This window comes from Streptomyces sp. P9-A4, assembly GCF_036634195.1.
Lineage (GTDB): Bacteria > Actinomycetota > Actinomycetes > Streptomycetales > Streptomycetaceae > Streptomyces.
Genome location: NZ_JAZIFY010000001.1, coordinates 5,488,845 through 5,506,978 on the forward strand (window position 1 = coordinate 5,488,845; position 18,134 = coordinate 5,506,978).

At 72.1% G+C, this 18,134-nt stretch carries 11 protein-coding genes; 8 read left to right on the forward strand and 3 right to left on the reverse strand.

Annotated features, from left to right (window positions below; all coding sequences use genetic code 11):
- Window positions 1-65: 65 nt before the first annotated feature.
- The gene (smc, locus tag V4Y03_RS24880; RefSeq protein WP_332436334.1) at window positions 66-3,650 is read left to right on the forward strand and encodes a chromosome segregation protein SMC; all 3,585 of its coding nucleotides are present in this window, start codon (window positions 66-68) and stop codon (window positions 3,648-3,650) included.
- A 179-nt stretch (window positions 3,651-3,829) separates the two neighbouring features.
- Window positions 3,830-5,263, forward strand: a complete 1,434-nt coding sequence (locus V4Y03_RS24885) for a sugar porter family MFS transporter (protein ID WP_317875286.1) — start codon at window positions 3,830-3,832, stop codon at window positions 5,261-5,263.
- 109 nt (window positions 5,264-5,372) lie between these two features.
- On the opposite strand, the gene V4Y03_RS24890 is transcribed toward V4Y03_RS24885, so the two are convergent.
- Window positions 5,373-6,344: an LLM class flavin-dependent oxidoreductase gene (locus V4Y03_RS24890; RefSeq protein ID WP_317875285.1), complete on the reverse strand. Its 972-nt coding sequence runs from the start codon at window positions 6,342-6,344 to the stop codon at window positions 5,373-5,375.
- 58 nt (window positions 6,345-6,402) lie between these two features.
- Window positions 6,403-7,857 (reverse strand): cytosine permease, encoded by a 1,455-nt coding sequence (locus V4Y03_RS24895; RefSeq protein ID WP_317875284.1) that lies wholly within the window; start codon window positions 7,855-7,857, stop codon window positions 6,403-6,405.
- 85 nt (window positions 7,858-7,942) lie between these two features.
- Here V4Y03_RS24895 and ftsY point away from each other — a divergent pair, with 85 nt between their 5' ends.
- Entirely contained in the window at window positions 7,943-9,166 is a 1,224-nt protein-coding gene (gene ftsY, locus V4Y03_RS24900) for a signal recognition particle-docking protein FtsY (protein WP_317875283.1), read from the forward strand.
- 126 nt (window positions 9,167-9,292) lie between these two features.
- Here the strand turns inward: ftsY and V4Y03_RS24905 are convergent, their stop codons facing one another.
- Window positions 9,293-9,943 carry a bifunctional DNA primase/polymerase gene (locus V4Y03_RS24905; RefSeq protein ID WP_332436336.1) on the reverse strand — a complete coding sequence of 217 codons (651 nt, stop codon included), beginning with the start codon at window positions 9,941-9,943 and terminating at the stop codon, window positions 9,293-9,295.
- Between the two features lie 427 nt (window positions 9,944-10,370).
- Between V4Y03_RS24905 and nsdA the strand changes: the two genes are divergently transcribed.
- The 5 genes from nsdA (at window position 10,371) to ffh (ending at window position 18,047) form a co-directional block, all read left to right on the forward strand.
- Window positions 10,371-11,846 (forward strand): transcriptional repressor NsdA, encoded by a 1,476-nt coding sequence (gene nsdA / locus V4Y03_RS24910; protein WP_317875281.1) that lies wholly within the window; start codon window positions 10,371-10,373, stop codon window positions 11,844-11,846.
- Window positions 11,847-12,174: 328 nt separating this feature from the next.
- Complete coding sequence (locus tag V4Y03_RS24915; protein WP_332436337.1) at window positions 12,175-13,521, forward strand: ammonium transporter; 1,347 nt, start codon at window positions 12,175-12,177, stop codon at window positions 13,519-13,521.
- Window positions 13,518-13,856, forward strand: a complete 339-nt coding sequence (locus tag V4Y03_RS24920; protein ID WP_015036464.1) for a P-II family nitrogen regulator — start codon at window positions 13,518-13,520, stop codon at window positions 13,854-13,856. The genes V4Y03_RS24915 and V4Y03_RS24920 overlap by 4 nt, the downstream gene beginning before the upstream one ends.
- Window positions 13,857-13,878: 22 nt before the next feature.
- Window positions 13,879-16,344 carry a [protein-PII] uridylyltransferase gene (locus V4Y03_RS24925; protein ID WP_332436338.1) on the forward strand — a complete coding sequence of 822 codons (2,466 nt, stop codon included), beginning with the start codon at window positions 13,879-13,881 and terminating at the stop codon, window positions 16,342-16,344.
- A gap of 149 nt (window positions 16,345-16,493) precedes the next feature.
- Window positions 16,494-18,047: a signal recognition particle protein gene (gene ffh / locus V4Y03_RS24930; RefSeq protein WP_332436339.1), complete on the forward strand. Its 1,554-nt coding sequence runs from the start codon at window positions 16,494-16,496 to the stop codon at window positions 18,045-18,047.
- Window positions 18,048-18,134 lie beyond the last annotated feature (87 nt).

Sequence of the window (18,134 nt, forward strand, 5' to 3'; positions counted from 1 at the left end):
CTCACCCGGGGATCTGCCCTGCCCGTTAGCGGGTGAAACGCGCGGGCCCCGGTAGAGTCCGCGGGGTGCACCTCAAGGCCCTGACCCTCCGCGGATTCAAGTCGTTCGCCTCGGCCACCACCCTGCGGTTCGAGCCAGGAATCACCTGTGTCGTGGGCCCCAACGGATCGGGCAAGTCCAACGTCGTGGACGCCCTGTCCTGGGTGATGGGCGAGCAGGGCGCCAAGTCGCTGCGCGGCGGCAAGATGGAGGACGTCATCTTCGCCGGCACGACCGGGCGCCCGCCGCTCGGCCGCGCCGAGGTCTCGCTCACCATCGACAACTCCGACGGCGCGCTGCCCATCGACTACGCCGAGGTCACCCTCACCCGCATCATGTTCCGCGGCGGCAGCAGCGAGTACCAGATCAACGGCGACACCTGCCGCCTGCTCGACTTCCAGGACCTGCTCTCCGACTCCGGCATCGGACGCGAGATGCACGTCATCGTCGGACAGGGACAGCTCGACTCCGTCCTGCACGCCGACCCGATGGGCCGCCGCGCCTTCATCGAGGAGGCCGCCGGCGTCCTCAAGCACCGCAAGCGCAAAGAGAAGGCGCTGCGGAAACTGGACGCGATGCAGGCCAACCTCGCACGGGTGCAGGACCTCGCCGACGAACTCCGCCGCCAGCTCAAGCCCCTGGGCCGGCAGGCCGCCGTCGCCCGCCGGGCCGTCGTCATCCAGGCCGACCTGCGCGACGCCCGCCTCCGCCTCCTCGCCGACGACCTCGTCCACCTCCAGCGGGCCCTGACCGCCGAGGTCGCCGACGAAGCCGCCCTGCTCGCCCGCAAGGAGGCCACCGAGCACGAACTGCGCACCGCGCTCACCCGTGAGGCCGAACTCGAAGCCGAGGCCCGCACCCTCGTGCCCCGCCTGGAGCGCGCCCAGCAGAACTGGTACGCCCTCTCCCAGCTCGCCGAACGCGTACGCGGCACGGTCTCGCTCGCCGACGCGCGCGTGAAGAGCGCCACCACCGCCCCCGCCGAGGAACGACGCGGACGCGACCCCGAGGACCTGGAGCGCGAGGCCGCCCGCGTCCGCGAGCAGGAGGCCGAGCTCGAAGCCGCCCTGGAAGCGGCCGAACGGGCCCTGGACGACACCGTCGCCCACCGCTCCGAGCTGGAACGCTCGCTCGCCGACGAGGAACGACGCCTCAAGGACCTGGCCCGTGCCCTCGCCGACCGGCGCGAGGGCCTCGCCCGCCTCCACGGCCAGGTCAACGCCGCACGCTCGCGCGCCGCCTCCGCCCAGGCCGAGATCGACCGCCTCGCCACCGCCCGCGACGAGGCGGGGGAGCGGGCCGCCAGCGCCCAGGAGGAGTACGAACAGCTCCGGGCGGAGGTCGAAGGGCTCGACGCGGCCGACACCGCGCGGGGCGAGCGCCACGAAGCCGCCCGCCGCGAACTCGCCGAAGCGGAAGCCGCGCTGAGCGCCGCCCGCGAGGCCGCGGGCGACGCCGAACGCCGACGCGCCGCCACCCGGGCCCGGCACGACACCCTCGCCCTCGGGCTGCGCCGCAAGGACGGCACCGGCGCACTCCTCGCCGCCGGACTCAGCGGTGTCCTCGGCCCCGCCGCCGAACTCCTCACCGTCACCCCGGGCTACGAGATCCCCGTCGCCACCGCCCTCGGCGCCGCCGCCGACGCGGTCGCCGCCACCGGCCCCGCCACCGCCGCCGAAGCCCTCCGCCTGCTGCGCAAGCAGGACGCCGGCCGCGCCTCCCTGCTCCTCGCCGGCGGCCCGGAACCGGACGCCTCCCCGGCCGTACCCGAGGCGCACCCGTACGCCGCCGACCTCGTCCGGGGCCCCGACGAACTCATGGCCGCCGTACGCCGACTGCTCGCCGGGGTCGTGGTCGTCGGCGACCTGGACGAGGCCGCCGAACTGGTCAGGTCCAGGCCCACGCTGACCGCCGTCACCGCCGAGGGCGACCTGCTCGGACCGCACTTCGCACAGGGCGGCTCCGCCGGCGCGCCCAGCCTCCTCGAAGTCCAGGCCTCGGTGGCCGAGGCCGCCGTCGAACTCGACGAACTGGCCGTACGCTGCGAGGAGTCGGCCGCCGCCCGGCGGGATGCCGACGAGCGGCGCCGTACCGCCGCCGCGCTCGTCGAGGAACTCGACGCCCTCCGCCGTACCGCCGAACGCGAGAAGTCCGCCGTGGCCCAGCGGCTCGGGCGGCTCGCGGGCCAGGCCAGGGGAGCGGCGGGGGAGGCCGAGCGGACCGCGGCGGCGGCCGCCCGCGCCCAGGAGGCCCTGGAGAAGGCGACCGCCGAGGCCGAGGAACTGGCCGAACGGCTTCTCGTGGCCCAGGAGGCCGCCGCGTTCGGGGACGGCGACGAGGAACCGGACACCGCCACCCGCGACCGGCTCGCGATCGACGGCTCCAACGCGCGCCAGACCGAGATGGAGGCGCGGCTCCAGGTCCGTACCCACGAGGAGCGCGTCAAGGGCCTCGCGGGCCGGGCCGACTCGCTCGACCGGGCCGCCCGCGCCGAACGGGAGGCACGCGCGCGTGCCGAGCAGCGCCGGGCCCGGCTGCGCCACGAGGAGCGGGTCGCGGGCGCGGTCGCGGCGGGCGCCCGGGGACTCCTCGCCCACATCGAGGTCTCGCTCGTCCGCGCCGAGCGGGAGCGGGTGGTGGCCCAGGCGGCGCGCGCCGACCGGGAGGAGGGGCTGACGGCGGCCCGGAACCGGGGCCGCGGCCTCAAGGCCGAGCTGGACAAGCTGACCGACTCCGTCCACCGGGGCGAGGTGCTGGGCGCCGAGAAGCGGCTGCGGATCGAGCAGCTGGAGGCCAAGGCCCTGGAGGAGTTCGGGGTCGAGGCGAAGGTCCTGACCGACGAGTACGGCCCGGACCAGCCGGTGCCCCCCTCGCCCACGGCCGAAAGCGCGGAAGGCACGGAGGGCCGGGCGGGCAGGGAGGGCGCGGCGTCCGCCGGGGCCGACGAGCCGCCGCGCCCCTTCATCCGTTCGGAGCAGGAGAAGCGGCTCAAGGCCGCCGAACGGGCGTACCACCAGCTCGGCAAGGTCAACCCGCTGGCCCTGGAGGAGTTCGCGGCGCTGGAGGAGCGGCACCGCTTCCTCTCCGAGCAGCTGGAGGACCTGAAGAAGACCCGTACCGACCTGCTTCAGGTCGTGAAGGAGGTCGACCTGAGGGTCGAGCAGGTCTTCACCGAGGCGTACCGGGACACGGCCCGCGAGTTCGAGGGCGTGTTCTCCCGGCTCTTCCCGGGCGGCGAGGGACGGCTGATCCTCACGGACCCGGACAACATGCTGACCACCGGCGTCGAGGTGGAGGCCCGACCGCCGGGCAAGAAGGTCAAGCGGCTCTCGCTGCTCTCCGGCGGCGAGCGCTCGCTGACCGCCGTGGCGCTGCTCGTCTCGATCTTCAAGGCGCGGCCCAGCCCGTTCTATGTGATGGACGAGGTCGAGGCGGCGCTCGACGACACCAACCTCCAGCGGCTGATCCGGATCATGCGGGAGCTCCAGGAGTCCTCGCAGCTGATCGTGATCACCCACCAGAAGCGGACGATGGAGGTCGCGGACGCGCTGTACGGGGTGTCCATGCAGGGCGACGGCGTCTCGAAGGTGATCAGCCAGCGGCTGCGCTGACCAAGTGTTCAAGTTCTGAACTCAAGAAGCAGCTGCGTGCTTATAAAGTCATACGACATTGCGTCTTGACTTCGAAACATGAACGCATAGTCTCTGCAACGTTGCTTTTACCTTCACGTGGTGGGCGGCGTGAAGTTGTGCGCCACTGGAAGGGCTCTCCCCCCACCGATGGAGTCCATGTGACCAGCACCGCGCAGGCGCCCACGCCGCCGCCTTCCGAAGGCCGAGCCGCTCACCCGGACCACCTCGGCCACGTCATCTTCATCACGGCCTCCGCCGCGATGGGCGGCTTCCTCTTCGGATACGACAGCTCCGTCATCAACGGCGCCGTCGAGGCGATCCGGGACCGCTACGACATCGGCTCCGGCACCCTCGCGCAGGTCATCGCCATCGCCCTGATCGGCTGCGCCATCGGTGCCGCCACCGCCGGCCGGATCGCCGACCGCATCGGCCGCATCCGCTGCATGCAGATCTCCGCCGTGCTCTTCGCCATCAGCGCGGTGGGCTCCGCGCTGCCCTTCGCCCTCTGGGACCTGGCCTTCTGGCGGATCGTCGGCGGCTTCGCCATCGGCATGGCCTCCGTCATCGGCCCCGCGTACATCGCCGAAGTCGCCCCCGCCGCCTACCGGGGCCGCCTCGGCTCCTTCCAGCAGGCCGCGATCGTCATCGGCATCGCCATCTCCCAGCTCGTCAACTACGGCATCCTCCAGCTCGCCGACGGCGACCAGCGCGGCAAGATCGGCGGCCTGGAGGCCTGGCAGTGGATGCTCGGGGTGATGGTCGTCCCCGCGTTCCTCTACGGCATGCTCTCCCTCGCCATCCCCGAGTCCCCCCGCTTCCTCATCTCCGTCGGCAGGACCGCGCGGGCCAAGGAGGTCCTCGCCGAGGTCGAGGGCGAGGGCATCGACCTCGACCGGCGCGTCGCCGAGATCGACCGGGCCATGCGCAGCGAGCACAAGTCCACCTTCAAGGACCTGCTCGTGACCGGCAGCCGCTTCCGGCTGCTGCCCATCGTCTGGGTCGGCATCGGACTCTCCGTCTTCCAGCAGCTCGTCGGCATCAACGTCGCCTTCTACTACTCCGCGACGCTCTGGCAGTCCGTCGGCATCGACCCGTCCAGCTCGTTCTTCTACTCGTTCACCACGTCGATCATCAACATCATCGGCACCGTGATCGCGATGGTCCTGGTCGACCGGGTCGGCCGCAAACCGCTCGCCCTCGTCGGCTCCTTCGGCATGGCGATCGCCCTCGCCTTCGAGGCCTGGGCCTTCTCCGCCGACCTCGTCGACGGCAAGCTCCCCGAGACCCAGGGCGTCGTGGCGCTCGTCGCCGCCCATGTCTTCGTGCTCTTCTTCGCCCTCTCGTGGGGCGTGGTGGTCTGGGTCTTCCTCGGCGAGATGTTCCCCAACAAGATCCGCGCCGCCGCCCTCGGCGTCGCCGCCTCCGCCCAGTGGATCGCCAACTGGGCCATCACCGCCAGCTTCCCGTCCCTCGCGGAGTGGAACCTCTCCGGCACCTACATCATCTACGCGGTCTTCGCCGTGCTCTCGATCCCCTTCGTGCTCAGGTACGTCAAGGAGACCAAGGGCAAGGCGTTGGAGGAGATGGGCTGATCCCCGCTGCCCCTCTCCTCACCCACGGAACCGCCCCGGCCCGAGACCCCCGTGCCTCGCGCCGGGGCAGTCCACCGTCGTACGGGTCCCACGCCCCGCGCCGCGCCGCTCAGGCCCCCAGCCGAGGCAGCACCTCGTCGCAGAACAGCCGCAGGCTCCGCCACCCCTCCTCCACCGGCATCCCGCCGCACAGCGGATGCAGCACGAGGCTCTCCAGACCGAGCGCCGCGCACTCCTGCGGGGTGACGACCCGGTAGACGCCCTCCGCGCGCAGCTCGGCCACCGTCGTCGCCGTCGACCGGACCGCCGAACGGATGTCCTTCGACTGCCAGGAGGCGTACGTCCGCGCCTCGTGCAGGAAGTGCTCCCCGTACTCCGCCCAGGTCCGGTCCGGGTCCTCCGACAGATGCAGCAGCGGGGTCTCCTCGGCGGGCATCATCGTCCAGCCCTCCGTGCCGTACTCCGCGCACCGCTCCCGGTAGTACGTCTCCAGCTCCGGCAGATGCGCGCTGGGGAAGAACGGCAGCCCCAGCCGCGCCGCCCGCCGCGCCGCCGCCCGCGACGACCCCCCGACCAGCAGCATCGGATGAGGCTGGGTGAAGGGCCGCGGGGTGACCCGTACCGTACGGCCCTGATAGGTGAACGGCTCCCCGGTCCACGCCGTGAGCAGGGTCTCCAGCAGCAGGTCCTGGAGCTTGCCGCGCCGCCCCCAGTCGACCCCGCGCTCCTCGTACTCCTCCGGCCGGTACCCGATGCCCGCCACCGTCACCAGGCGGCCCCCGCTCAGCAGGTCCAGGACCGCGATGTCCTCGGCCAGCCGCAGCGGATCGTGCAGCGGGCCGATGATCGCCGAGACGGTGACCGCGATCCGTTCCGTGGCCCCGAAGACCGCGCCCGCGAAGGCGAAGGGGGAGGGCAGCCAGTTGTTCTCGACCCCGTGGTGCTCCTCGGTCTGCACGGTGTCGACCCCGTGCCCGTCGGCGTACGCGGCCATCTCGACGGCGGCCCGGTAGCGGGCGGAGAGGGATTCGGGGGTCGCGCGGGGATCGACGAGGTTGAACCGTACGACGCTGAACGGCATGGGAAGTCCCCCTCCGCGGGTGGGATAGCGGCGAAGGGGGACGTTATCTGACGCAGCGTCAGATGGAAACGGTCTCGCGCACCCCGGCGGGCTCCACCGCCGCCTTCACGGGCGTCCGCGGCAGCACGGCGTACAGCCCGCCCGCCACCACGATCGTCGCCGCCCAGCCCAGCCCGTTCTCACCGATCCAGGACGAGGCCAGCGGCCCCGCGAACCAGTCGACCTTCGTGAACAGCAGACCCATGAGCAGCGCCACCGCCCACGCCGTCATCGCCTGCCAGGCGAAACCGCCCCGGTACCAGTACGCGCTGGTCCGCGTGGTGTCCATCAGCGCCACCGCGTCGTACGACCGCCGGCGCAGCATGTCCACGCCGAAGACCCCGATCCACGCCGAGAACGCCACCGCGAGCAGCGTCAGGAAGGAGATGAACGAACCGATGAAGCTGGTCGCCACCACCATCAGCAGGAAGCCGAAGACCAGGCTGATCACCGCGTTCACACTGACCGCCGCCGCACGCGGCACCTTGATCCCGAGGGTCTGCGCGGTGAACCCGGCCGAGTACATCGACATCGAGTTGATCAGCAGCATCCCGAGCAGGGCGATCACCAGGTACGGCACCGAGATCCACATCGGCAGCAGCTCACCGATGAACGAGACCGGGTCCTGCGCCGAGGCCAGGTCCGGCGTCGACACCGCCATCACCGCGCCCATCAGCACCATCGGCAGGACCACGATCCCGGCGCCGCCGACCGTCGTGCCGACCATCGCCCGCGACGAGGCCGTACGAGGCAGATAGCGGGTGAAGTCCGGGCCCGAGGGCACCCAGCTGATGCCGCCCGCGGCGATCGTGCCGATCCCCGCGACCATCATCGCCGTCGAACCGGCCGGCCTGCCGAAGACCGCCGACCAGTCCGTGTTCGCCACCAGATACACCAGCACGAGCACCGAGAAGGCACCGAAGACGTACGTGGACCACTTGCTGCACACCCGCAGCGCGTTGATCCCGAGCCCCGACACCAGGAAGGTGCAGGTGACGAAGAGCAGCAGGGTCACCACGATGAGCAGCGTGTTCGACTTCACGCCGAAGAGCAGGTCCAGCACGGTCAGCACCGCGTACGCGCCGGTCACCGCGTTGATGGTCTCCCAGCCCCACCGGGCCACCCAGATCAGCGCACCCGGGAAGAGGTTTCCCCGCTGACCGAACACGGCCCGCGACAGCGCCATCCCGGGCGCCCCGCCGCGCTTCCCCGCGATCGAGATCAGCCCGACGATCCCGTACGAGAGGACGGGCGCGGCGACCGCCACGGCCAGCACCTGCCAGAAGTTCAGACCGTTGAAGACGATGAGACCGGCGCCCATCGTGAGCAGCAGCACGCTGATGTTCGCGGCGACCCAGGTCGGGAAGAGCTCGCGGACCCGGCCGGTCCGCTCGGCGTCGGGGACGGGCTCGAGACCGCGGGTCTCCACGGCGCCGTCGAGCGTCGCGCCTTCGGCTTCGGAGGCGTGGGGCATGGGGGTACTCCGTGCAGATGTGGGGGGACCCATCCAGCGTACGTGCTCCGTCTCCGGTCGCTTCTTGGCCGATACTGGTCAGGTTATGGAACTCATCCTTGCTGTAGTCATCGCTCTGGTCGTCGCGGTCGCCGTGACGAGCGGGCTCGTGATCAGCGGCCGCAAGAAGAAGCAGCTGCCGCCCGCCGAGCCGCCGTCCACCACGCCGACCATCACCGCTCCGCCCGCCGAACCGCACGTCGGCGAGGAGGCGGAGACGCCGCGGGAGGAACCACGCCGCACGGTCGAGGAGGTCCAGCTCCCCGCCGAGGAGGCCGCCGAGACGCCGGCCGCCGTCGAGGACCCCGTCGTCGCCGAGCCGGCGGCACCCGAGATCGAGGTGCCCGAGCCCACCGCCGGCCGTCTCGTACGGCTCCGGGCCCGGCTCGCCCGCTCCCAGAACTCGCTCGGCAAGGGGCTCCTGACGCTCCTGTCCCGCGAGCACCTCGACGAGGACACCTGGGAGGAGATCGAGGAGACCCTCCTCACCGCCGACGTCGGCGTCGCCCCCACCCAGGAGCTCGTCGAGCGGCTGCGCGAGCGGGTCCGCGTGCTCGGCACCCGCACCCCGGAGGAGCTGCGCGCGCTGCTCCGCGAGGAGCTGGTCGCCCTGCTCGGCCCCGACCTCGACCGCACGGTGCACACCGAGAGCCCCGCGGACGTGCCCGGCGTGGTCATGGTCGTCGGCGTCAACGGCACCGGCAAGACCACCACCACGGGCAAGCTCGCCCGCGTCCTCGTCGCCGACGGCAAGTCCGTCGTCCTCGGCGCGGCCGACACCTTCCGTGCCGCCGCCGCCGACCAGCTCCAGACCTGGGGCGAGCGCGTCGGCGCCCGCACCGTCCGCGGCCCGGAGGGCGGCGACCCGGCGTCGATCGCCTACGACGCCGTCAAGGAGGGCATCGCGGAGGGCGCCGACGTCGTCCTCATCGACACCGCCGGCCGGCTCCACACCAAGACCGGCCTCATGGACGAGCTCGGCAAGGTCAAGCGCGTCGTCGAGAAGCACGGCCCGCTCGACGAGATCCTCCTCGTCCTCGACGCCACCACCGGCCAGAACGGTCTGATCCAGGCCCGGGTCTTCGCCGAGGTCGTCGACATCACCGGCATCGTCCTGACCAAGCTCGACGGCACCGCCAAGGGCGGCATCGTCGTCGCCGTCCAGCGCGAGCTGGGCGTACCGGTCAAGCTGGTCGGCCTGGGCGAGGGCCCGGACGACCTGGCCCCCTTCGAGCCCGGCGCCTTCGTCGACGCCCTGATCGGCGACTGACCGCCGTCCCCGCTCAGCCGCGTGAGGGCCCCCGCCGACCTCCGGCGGGGGCCCTCACGCATGCCGTGCGCGGCGGGGGCTTCACGGATGCCGTGCGGGCCGGGGTCCCTCACGCATGCCGTGCGCTCAGTAGCGCGTCCGATGGCAGATGTACGCCAGGGTGCCGAGCAGCAGTCGTGCCTGCGGCGGCGACCCCGCCGTGTCCAGGGTCGGCGGGCGCAGCCAGCGCACCGGCCCGAGACCGCCGAGATCCGACGGGGGAGCGGTGATGTGACCGCCGGGCCCCAGACCGTGCAGATCCAGATCCGCGTCGTCCCAGCCCATCCGGTACAGCAGCCGCGGCAGTTCGGCCGCCGCCCCCGGCGCCACGAAGAACCGCGCGCGGCCCGTCGGTGTCGCGCACACCGGACCGAGCGGCAGCCCCATGCGCTCCAGGCGCACGAGCGCCCGCCGGCCCGCCGCCTCGGCGACCTCGATCACGTCGAAGGACCTGCCCACCGGCAGCATCAGCGCCGCGCCCGGATACTCCGACCAGGCCTTGGCCGCGTCGTCCAGACCGGCGCCGGCCGGAACCGGTTCCGCGAAGGAGAGCGGGTGCGCCCCCGGAGCCGTACACGCCGGATCGCCGCAGGAGCACCGGCCGGCGACGGCCCGCGTCCCCGGCACCACGTCCCAGCCCCACAGCCCTGTGTACTCGGCCACCGCGGTGCACTCCGTGGTGCGTACGCGGCGGCGTGCGCCGGACCGCATCTCACGAATGCCGATCGTGAAACCCATGTCCCCTCCAACGGGTCGAGCGCGCCGGTGGTTACGACCCGGAGCACCGTCGTCAGCTTTCGTCACGGTCCGTCGCCGTCGGTTGGCGCACGGTCGCGCACGGGGTGGTGCGGGCCGCCGCGCACGCCTCTTCGCGCATCCGTGCGCCGACTCCGGTTCGTCGCATGTCAAGTGAATCGCGTTCCACCGCAGGCGAGTTCATTCGAAGGGGTGGCGAATGGTGGCGTTTCTCGAAAGGCCCTCGTGGAGGGGTGATCGTAGGATTACTTTCGGTACTTCAACCCCCGGGGCCACTTGCGCACGCGGGTATGCCGGAGGCAACCCGGTTTCCAGTTCGAAGGAGAGCGAACGCCGGACGGGTGCCGCGAGACACGGCATTCTGATAGGGGTTCGCACGACAGGCAATCAGGTGGATGGGGGCGTTCCAGTGGGCGACAACGGCGCAGACGGTACGACTGCCGGCAAGCGCCCGAACGAGCAGCTGGGCTCGTGGTTCGTGCGCAGCGGGTGGTCCAAGGGCGAACTCGCGCGCCAAGTGAACCGCCGGGCACGCCAGATGGGCGCGCACCACATCTCCACGGACACCTCCCGCGTACGCCGCTGGCTCGACGGCGAACAGCCCCGCGAGCCCATCCCGCGCATCCTCTCCGAGCTGTTCTCCGAACGCTTCGGCTCCGTCGTCGCCATCGAGGACCTCGGCCTGCGCATCGCCCACCAGTCGCCGTCCGTCTCCGGCGTCGACCTGCCCTGGGCCGGCCCCCAGACGGTCACCCTGCTCAGCGAGTTCTCCCGCAGCGACCTCATGCTCGCCCGCCGGGGCTTCCTCGGCTCCTCGCTCGCGCTCGCCGCCGGACCCTCCCTCATCGAACCTATGCAGCGCTGGCTCGTCCCCACCCCCGCCGGCGACATCGAGCGCCCCGACACCCTCGCCGACGCCCGCCGCCCCAACCGGCTCTCCGAGATCGAACTCGACCTCCTGGAGTCCACCACCGCCATGTTCCGCAAATGGGACGCCCAGTGCGGCGGCGGACTCCGGCGCAAGGCCGTCGTCGGCCAGCTCCACGAGGTCACCGACCTCCTCCAGGAACCCCAGCCCGCCGCCACCGCCAAACGCCTCTTCACCTGCGCCGCCGAACTCGCCGAACTCGCCGGCTGGATGAGCTACGACGTGGGCCTCCAGCCCACCGCCCAGAAGTACTTCGTGCTCGCCCTGCACGCCGCCAAGGAAGCCGGCGACAAGCCCCTCGGCTCGTACATCCTGTCCTCGATGAGCCGCCAGATGATCCACCTCGGCCGGCCCGACGACGCCCTCGAACTCATCCACCTCGCCCAGTACGGCAGTCGGGACTGCGCCACCGCCCGCACCCAGGCCATGCTGTATGCGATGGAGGCCCGCGCCTACGCCAACATGGGCCAGCCCTCCAAGTGCAAGCGGGCCGTCCGGATGGCCGAGGACACCTTCGCCGACGTCGGCATCGACGGCGAACCCGAGCCCGACTGGATCGGCTTCTTCTCCGAAGCCGAACTCAACGGCGAGAACTCCCACTCCTACCGCGACCTCGCCTACGTCGCCGGACGCTCCCCGACCTACGCCTCACTCGCCGAACCCGTCATGGAACGGGCCGTCGAGCTCTTCGAGAAGGACACCGACCACCAGCGGTCGTACGCCCTCAACCTCATCGGCATGGCCACCGTCCACCTCCTCAAGCGCGAACCGGAACAGTCCGTCGTCCTCGCCGAGAAGGCCCTCGGAGTCGCCCGCAGCATCCGCTCCGAGCGGGTCAACACCCGCCTCCGCAAGACCGTCGACCACGCCGCCCGCAACTTCGGCGACGTCGCCGACGTCCTCCAGCTCACCGACCGCCTCACCCAGCTGCTGCCCGAGGCCGCCGAAGCGGTCTGACCCGCCCCGGCATCCGCGCGCCCCGCACTCCGGCCGCGCCGAACGTCCCGTACTGCCCGACTCGGCTCCCCCGCCGCAAGGTCACACGGACGCCCGGCGCGGCCGGTCCTCATTCCCGCGCGCGGGGAACGGGCCGCGCCCCGGAACGACACGGCCGTTCACGGTCGCGTAACACGCCCCACCCCTTCGTCACCGCTCCGAAACATCGAGCGGCATCGGCGGAAACCGCGCTGCGCGAATCTCTGGCCCATAACCGGCCACCCCTCATGGCCGAGCCGCTCCCCGGCCACGCCCCGCACAGGCCGCATCCGACGACGAGGAGACGCCGATGGCACCAGCCATCACGACCCTGGCAGCAGACGCCCCCGAGCTGTCCGCCGCCAACACCGGGTTCATGCTCATCTGCTCCGCCCTGGTCATGCTGATGACCCCGGCACTCGCCTTCTTCTACGGAGGCATGGTCCGCGTCAAGTCCACCCTGAACATGCTGATGATGAGCTTCATCAGCCTCGGGATCGTCACGATCCTCTGGGTCCTCTTCGGCTTCAGCGTCGCCTTCGGCACCGACATCGGCTCGATCGTCGGCTGGTCCTCCGACTACGTCGGACTCAGCGGCATCGGCATCACCGAACTCTGGGACGGCTACACCATCCCGGTGTACGTCTTCGCCGTCTTCCAGCTGATGTTCGCGATCATCACCCCCGCCCTCATCAGCGGCGCCCTCGCCGACCGCGTCAAGTTCACCGCCTGGGCCCTCTTCATCACCCTCTGGGTCACGATCGTCTACTTCCCCGTCGCCCACTGGGTCTGGGGCTCCGGCGGCTGGCTCTTCGACATGGGCGTCATCGACTTCGCCGGCGGCACCGCCGTCCACATCAACGCCGGCGCCGCCGCCCTCGGCGTCATCCTCGTCATCGGCAAGCGCGTCGGCTTCAAGAAGGACCCGATGCGCCCCCACAGCCTCCCGCTCGTCATGCTCGGCGCCGGCCTCCTCTGGTTCGGCTGGTTCGGCTTCAACGCCGGCTCCTGGCTCGGCAACGACGACGGCGTCGGCGCCGTGATGTTCGTCAACACCCAGGTCGCCACCGCCGCCGCCATGCTCGCCTGGCTCGCCTACGAGAAGATCCGCCACGGCGCCTTCACCACCCTCGGCGCAGCCTCCGGCGCCGTCGCCGGCCTCGTCGCCATCACCCCGTCCGGCGGCGCCGTCAGCCCCCTCGGCGCGATCGCCGTCGGCGCCGTCGCCGGCCTCCTCTGCGCCATGGCCGTCGGCCTCAAGTACAGGTTCGGCTACGACGACTCCCTCGACGTCGTCGGCGTCCACCTCGTCGGCGGCGTCATCGGCTCCCTCCTCGTCGGCCTCTTCGCCACCGGCGGCGTCCAGTCCGACGCCAAGGGCCTCTTCTACGGCGGCGGCCTCGACCAGCTCGGCAAGCAGGCCGTCGGCGTCCTCGCCGTCCTCGCCTACTCTCTGATCGCCTCCGCGATCCTCGCCCTGATCATCGACAGGACCATGGGCATGAGGGTCACCGAGGACGACGAGGTCTCCGGCATCGACCAGGTCGAGCACGCCGAGACCGCGTACGACTTCAGCGGAGCCGGCGGCGGCATCACAGGACGCGGTACCTCCGCGGCCACGCCCGCCCCGAGCGAGAACAAGAAGGTGGACGCATGAAGCTCATCACCGCGGTCGTGAAGCCGCACCGGCTCGACGAGATCAAGGAGGCCCTCCAGGCGTTCGGCGTCCACGGCCTCACCGTCACCGAAGCCAGCGGCTACGGCCGCCAGCGCGGCCACACCGAGGTCTACCGGGGCGCCGAGTACACCGTCGACCTGGTCCCCAAGATCCGCATCGAGGTCCTCGTCGAGGACGAGGACGCCGAACAGCTCATCGACGTCGTCGTCAAGGCCGCCCGAACCGGCAAGATCGGAGACGGCAAGGTGTGGAGCGTGCCGGTCGAGACCGCCGTACGGGTCCGCACCGGCGAACGCGGTCCGGACGCACTGTAAGCGCACACGAAGGAGCCGCCGGGTGACGAGCCTCGAAGTCAGCGAAGAGACCGAAGAGCCGGGACCCGGCGGATACGCGGCGGCCCGACTGCTCCTCCTCCACGAGAAGGAGCGGTCCGGGCCGCCGCGCCGCGCCGCCCTCGCCCGCCTCACCGACACCTGGCTGGCCGGCCTCTTCGCCGCCGCCGCACCACCCCGAGGCACCGCCCTCGTCGCCGTCGGCGGCTACGGCCGCGCCGAACTCTCCCCCCGCAGCGACCTCGACCTCCTCCTGCTCCACGACGGCAGCGCCGACAAGACCGCCGTCGCAGCCCTCGCCGACCGGCTCTGGTACCCCGTCTGGGACCTCGGACTCGCCCTCGACCACTCCGTCCGCACCCCCGCCGAAGCCCGCGCCACCGCCTCCGACGACCTCAAGGTCCACCTCGGACTCCTCGACGCCCGCCCCGTCGCCGGAGACCACGGACTCGTCACCGCGCTGCGCACCACCGTCCTCGCCGACTGGCGCAACCAGGCCCCCGGACGCCTCCCCGAACTCGACGCCCTCTGCCGCGAACGCGCCGAACGCACCGGCGAGCTCCAGTACCTTCTCGAACCCGACCTCAAAGAGGCCCGCGGCGGCCTCCGCGACGCCCAGGCCCTCCGCGCCGTCGCCGCCTCCTGGCTCGCCGACGCCCCCCGCGAAGGCCTCGACGCCGCCCGCCGCCGCCTCCTCGACGTCCGCGACGCCCTCCACCTCACCACCGGCCGCGCCACCGACCGGCTCGCCCTCCAGGAACAGGACGCCGTCGCCGCCGAACTCGGCCTCCTCGACGCCGACACCCTCCTCCGCGAGGTCTACGAAGCCGCCCGGACCATCGCGTACGCCACCGACGTCACCTGGCGCGAGGTCAACCGCGTCCTCAAGGCCCGCTCCGCCCGGCCCCGGCTGCGCGCCCTCCTCAGCGGCCGGTCCGGCGCCGGGAAACCACCCGTCGAACGCACCCCGCTCGCCGAAGGAGTCGTCGAGATGGACGGCGAGGTCGTCCTCGCCCGCGCCGCCCGCCCCGAACGCGACCCCGTCCTCCCGCTCAGGGCCGCCGCCGCGGCCGCCCAGTCCGCCCTGCCCCTCTCCCTCCACGCCGTACGCCGCCTCGCCGCCACCGCCAGACCCCTCCCCGTGCCCTGGCCCGCCGAGGCCCGCGAGGAACTCGTCACCCTCCTCGGCGCGGGCGAGGCCACCGTCCCCGTCTGGGAGGCCCTCGAAGCCGAAGGCCTCGTCACCCGCCTCCTCCCCGACTGGGAACGCGTCCGCTGCCGCCCCCAGCGCAACCCCGTCCACACCTGGACCGTCGACCGCCACCTCGTCGAGACAGCCGTACGCGCCGCCGCCCTCACCCGCCGCGTCGGCCGCCCCGACCTCCTCCTCGTCGCCGCCCTCCTCCACGACATCGGCAAGGGCTGGCCCGGCGACCACTCCGTCGCCGGCGAGACCATCGCCCGCGACCTCGCGGCACGCATCGGCTTCGACCGCACCGACGCCGCCACCCTCGCCACCGTCGTCCGCCACCACCTCCTCCTCGTCGAGACCGCCACCCGGCGCGACCTCGACGACCCCGCCACCGTCCACTCCGTCGCCACCGCCGTCGGCACCGTCGGCACCCTGGAACTCCTGCACGCCCTCACCGAGGCCGACGCGCTCGCCACCGGACCCGCCGCCTGGTCCGGCTGGCGCGCCCTGCTCGTCGACGACCTCGTCAAACGCGTCGCGGGCGTCCTCACGGGGGAGGAGCCGCCCGACCCCGAGGCCGCCGCCCCCAGCGCCGAACAGGAACGCCTCGCCGTCGAGGCCCTCCGCACCGGCGAACCCGTCCTCGCCCTCCACGCCCGCACCGAACCGCCCGCCGAACCCGGCCCCGCCGACCCGGACGGCGCCGAACCCGTCGGCGTCGAACTCGTCATCGCCCTCCCCGAACGGCCCGGCGTCCTGCCCGCCGTCGCCGGCGTCCTCGCCCTCCACCGGCTCACCGTCCGCGCCGCCGACCTCCGCGCCGTCGACCTCCCCAGCGAACTCGGCACCCGCCCCGTCCTCGTCCTCGACTGGCGGGTCGCCGCCGAATACGGCTCCCTGCCCGAGGCCGCCCGGCTCCGCACCGACCTCGTCCGCGCCCTCGACGGCACCCTCGACATCCCCGCCCGCCTCGCCGAACGCGAAGCCGCCTACCCGCGCCGCCGGGGCCTCACGGCCCCACCGCCCCGCGTCACCGTCGCCCCCGCCGCCTCCCACCGCGCCTCGGTCATCGAGGTCCGCGCCCAGGACGCCCCCGGCCTCCTCCACCGCATCGGCCGAGCCCTGGAGGGCGCCGAGGTACGCGTCCGCAGCGCCCACGTCTCCACACTGGGCGCGAACGCCGTCGACACCCTGTACGTGACCCGCCCGGACGGCTCCCCCCTCCCGGACGAGGAGGCGATCGACCTGGCGAGGGCCCTGGAGGAGGCGCTGCGGTGAGCCCTGAAGCCCCGAACCTCTGACCCCCGAACCCCTGATCCGACCGTTCCCGCGCGCCCGGATTCGGCGGGCGGGGGCACACACTTCGAGCGGCCCGATACCCTGGAGGGCAGTCCGACCGCCCCCGACACCGAGGATCCGCGACCGCCGTGTTCGATACCCTCTCCGACCGCCTTGCAGCGACCTTCAAGAACCTCCGCGGCAAGGGCCGTCTGTCCGAGGCGGACATCGACGCCACCGCGCGCGAAATCCGTATCGCGCTGCTCGAAGCGGATGTCGCCCTGCCGGTCGTCCGGTCCTTCATCAAGCAGGTCAAGGAACGCGCCCTCGGCATCGAGGTCTCGCAGGCCCTGAACCCGGCCCAACAGGTCATCAAGATCGTCAACGAGGAGCTCGTCGGCATCCTCGGCGGCGAGACCCGCCGCCTGCGCTTCGCCAAGTCCGGCCCCACCGTGATCATGCTCGCCGGCCTCCAGGGTGCCGGTAAGACCACCCTCGCCGGAAAGCTCGGCCTCTGGCTCAAGGGCCAGGGCCACTCCCCGCTGCTCGTCGCCTGCGACCTCCAGCGCCCCAACGCCGTCACCCAGCTCGGCGTCGTCGCCGAGCGCGCGGGCGTGGCCTTCTACGGCCCCCAGCCCGGCAACGGCGTCGGCGACCCGGTCCAGGTCGCCAAGGACTCCATCGAGTACGCGCGGACCAAGATGTACGACGTGGTCATCGTCGACACCGCCGGCCGCCTCGGCATCGACCAGGAGCTGATGCAGCAGGCCGCGGACATCCGCGACGCCACCTCGCCCGACGAGGTCCTCTTCGTCGTCGACGCCATGATCGGCCAGGACGCGGTCAACACCGCCGAGGCCTTCCGCGACGGCGTCGGCTTCGACGGCGTCGTCCTCTCCAAGCTCGACGGCGACGCCCGCGGTGGTGCCGCGCTCTCCATCGCGCACGTCACCGGCAAGCAGATCATGTTCGCCTCCAACGGCGAGAAGCTGGACGAGTTCGACGCGTTCCACCCGGACCGCATGGCGTCCCGCATCCTCGGCATGGGCGACATGCTCTCCCTCATCGAGAAGGCGCAGCAGACCTTCAACGAGGAAGAGGCCGCCAAGATGGCCTCGAAGCTCGCCTCGAAGAAGGGCGAGGACTTCACCCTCGACGACTTCCTGGCGCAGATGGAGCAGGTCCGCAAGATGGGCTCCATCAGCAAGCTGCTCGGCATGCTCCCCGGCATGGGGCAGATGAAGGAGCAGATCGCCAACATCGACGAGCGGGACGTCGACCGCACGGCCGCCGTCATCAAGTCGATGACCCCGGCCGAGCGCCAGGACCCGACCATCATCAACGGCTCCCGCCGTGCCCGTATCGCCAAGGGTTCGGGCGTCGAGGTCAGCGCCGTGAAGAGCCTGGTCGAGCGGTTCTTCGAGGCCCGCAAGATGATGTCGCGCATGGCGCAGGGCGGCGGCCTCCCCGGCATGCCGGGCATGCCCGGCATGGGCGGCGGCCCCGGCCGGCAGAAGAAGCAGGTCAAGCAGGCCAAGGGCAAGCGCAAGAGCGGCAACCCGATGAAGCGGAAGGCCGAGGAGCAGGCCGCCGCCGAGCGCCGCGACCAGGCGCAGCAGGGCGGCGCCTTCGGCCTGCCCGCGCCGGGACAGACGCCGAAGGACTTCGAGCTCCCGGAGGAGTTCAAGAAGTTCATGGGCTGACGGCTCGTACGAGAAGGGGCCCGGGGCGGTACGAAACCGCCCCGGGCCCCTTTTCACCCCTGCGGACCGCCCGCGATGCCGGGTTCG

What these genes read in the sequence shown, in the direction of transcription:
- V4Y03_RS24920 (WP_015036464.1), top strand. Translation starts at nt 13,518, where the DNA reads ATGAAGCTCATCACCGCGGTCGTGAAGCCGCACCGGCTCGACGAGATC.
- V4Y03_RS24915 (WP_332436337.1), top strand. Translation starts at nt 12,175, where the DNA reads ATGGCACCAGCCATCACGACCCTGGCAGCAGACGCCCCCGAGCTGTCC.
- V4Y03_RS24890 (WP_317875285.1), bottom strand. Translation starts at nt 6,344, where the DNA reads ATGCCGTTCAGCGTCGTACGGTTCAACCTCGTCGATCCCCGCGCGACC.
- V4Y03_RS24895 (WP_317875284.1), bottom strand. Translation starts at nt 7,857, where the DNA reads ATGCCCCACGCCTCCGAAGCCGAAGGCGCGACGCTCGACGGCGCCGTG.
- ftsY (WP_317875283.1), top strand. Translation starts at nt 7,943, where the DNA reads ATGGAACTCATCCTTGCTGTAGTCATCGCTCTGGTCGTCGCGGTCGCC.
- V4Y03_RS24905 (WP_332436336.1), bottom strand. Translation starts at nt 9,943, where the DNA reads ATGGGTTTCACGATCGGCATTCGTGAGATGCGGTCCGGCGCACGCCGC.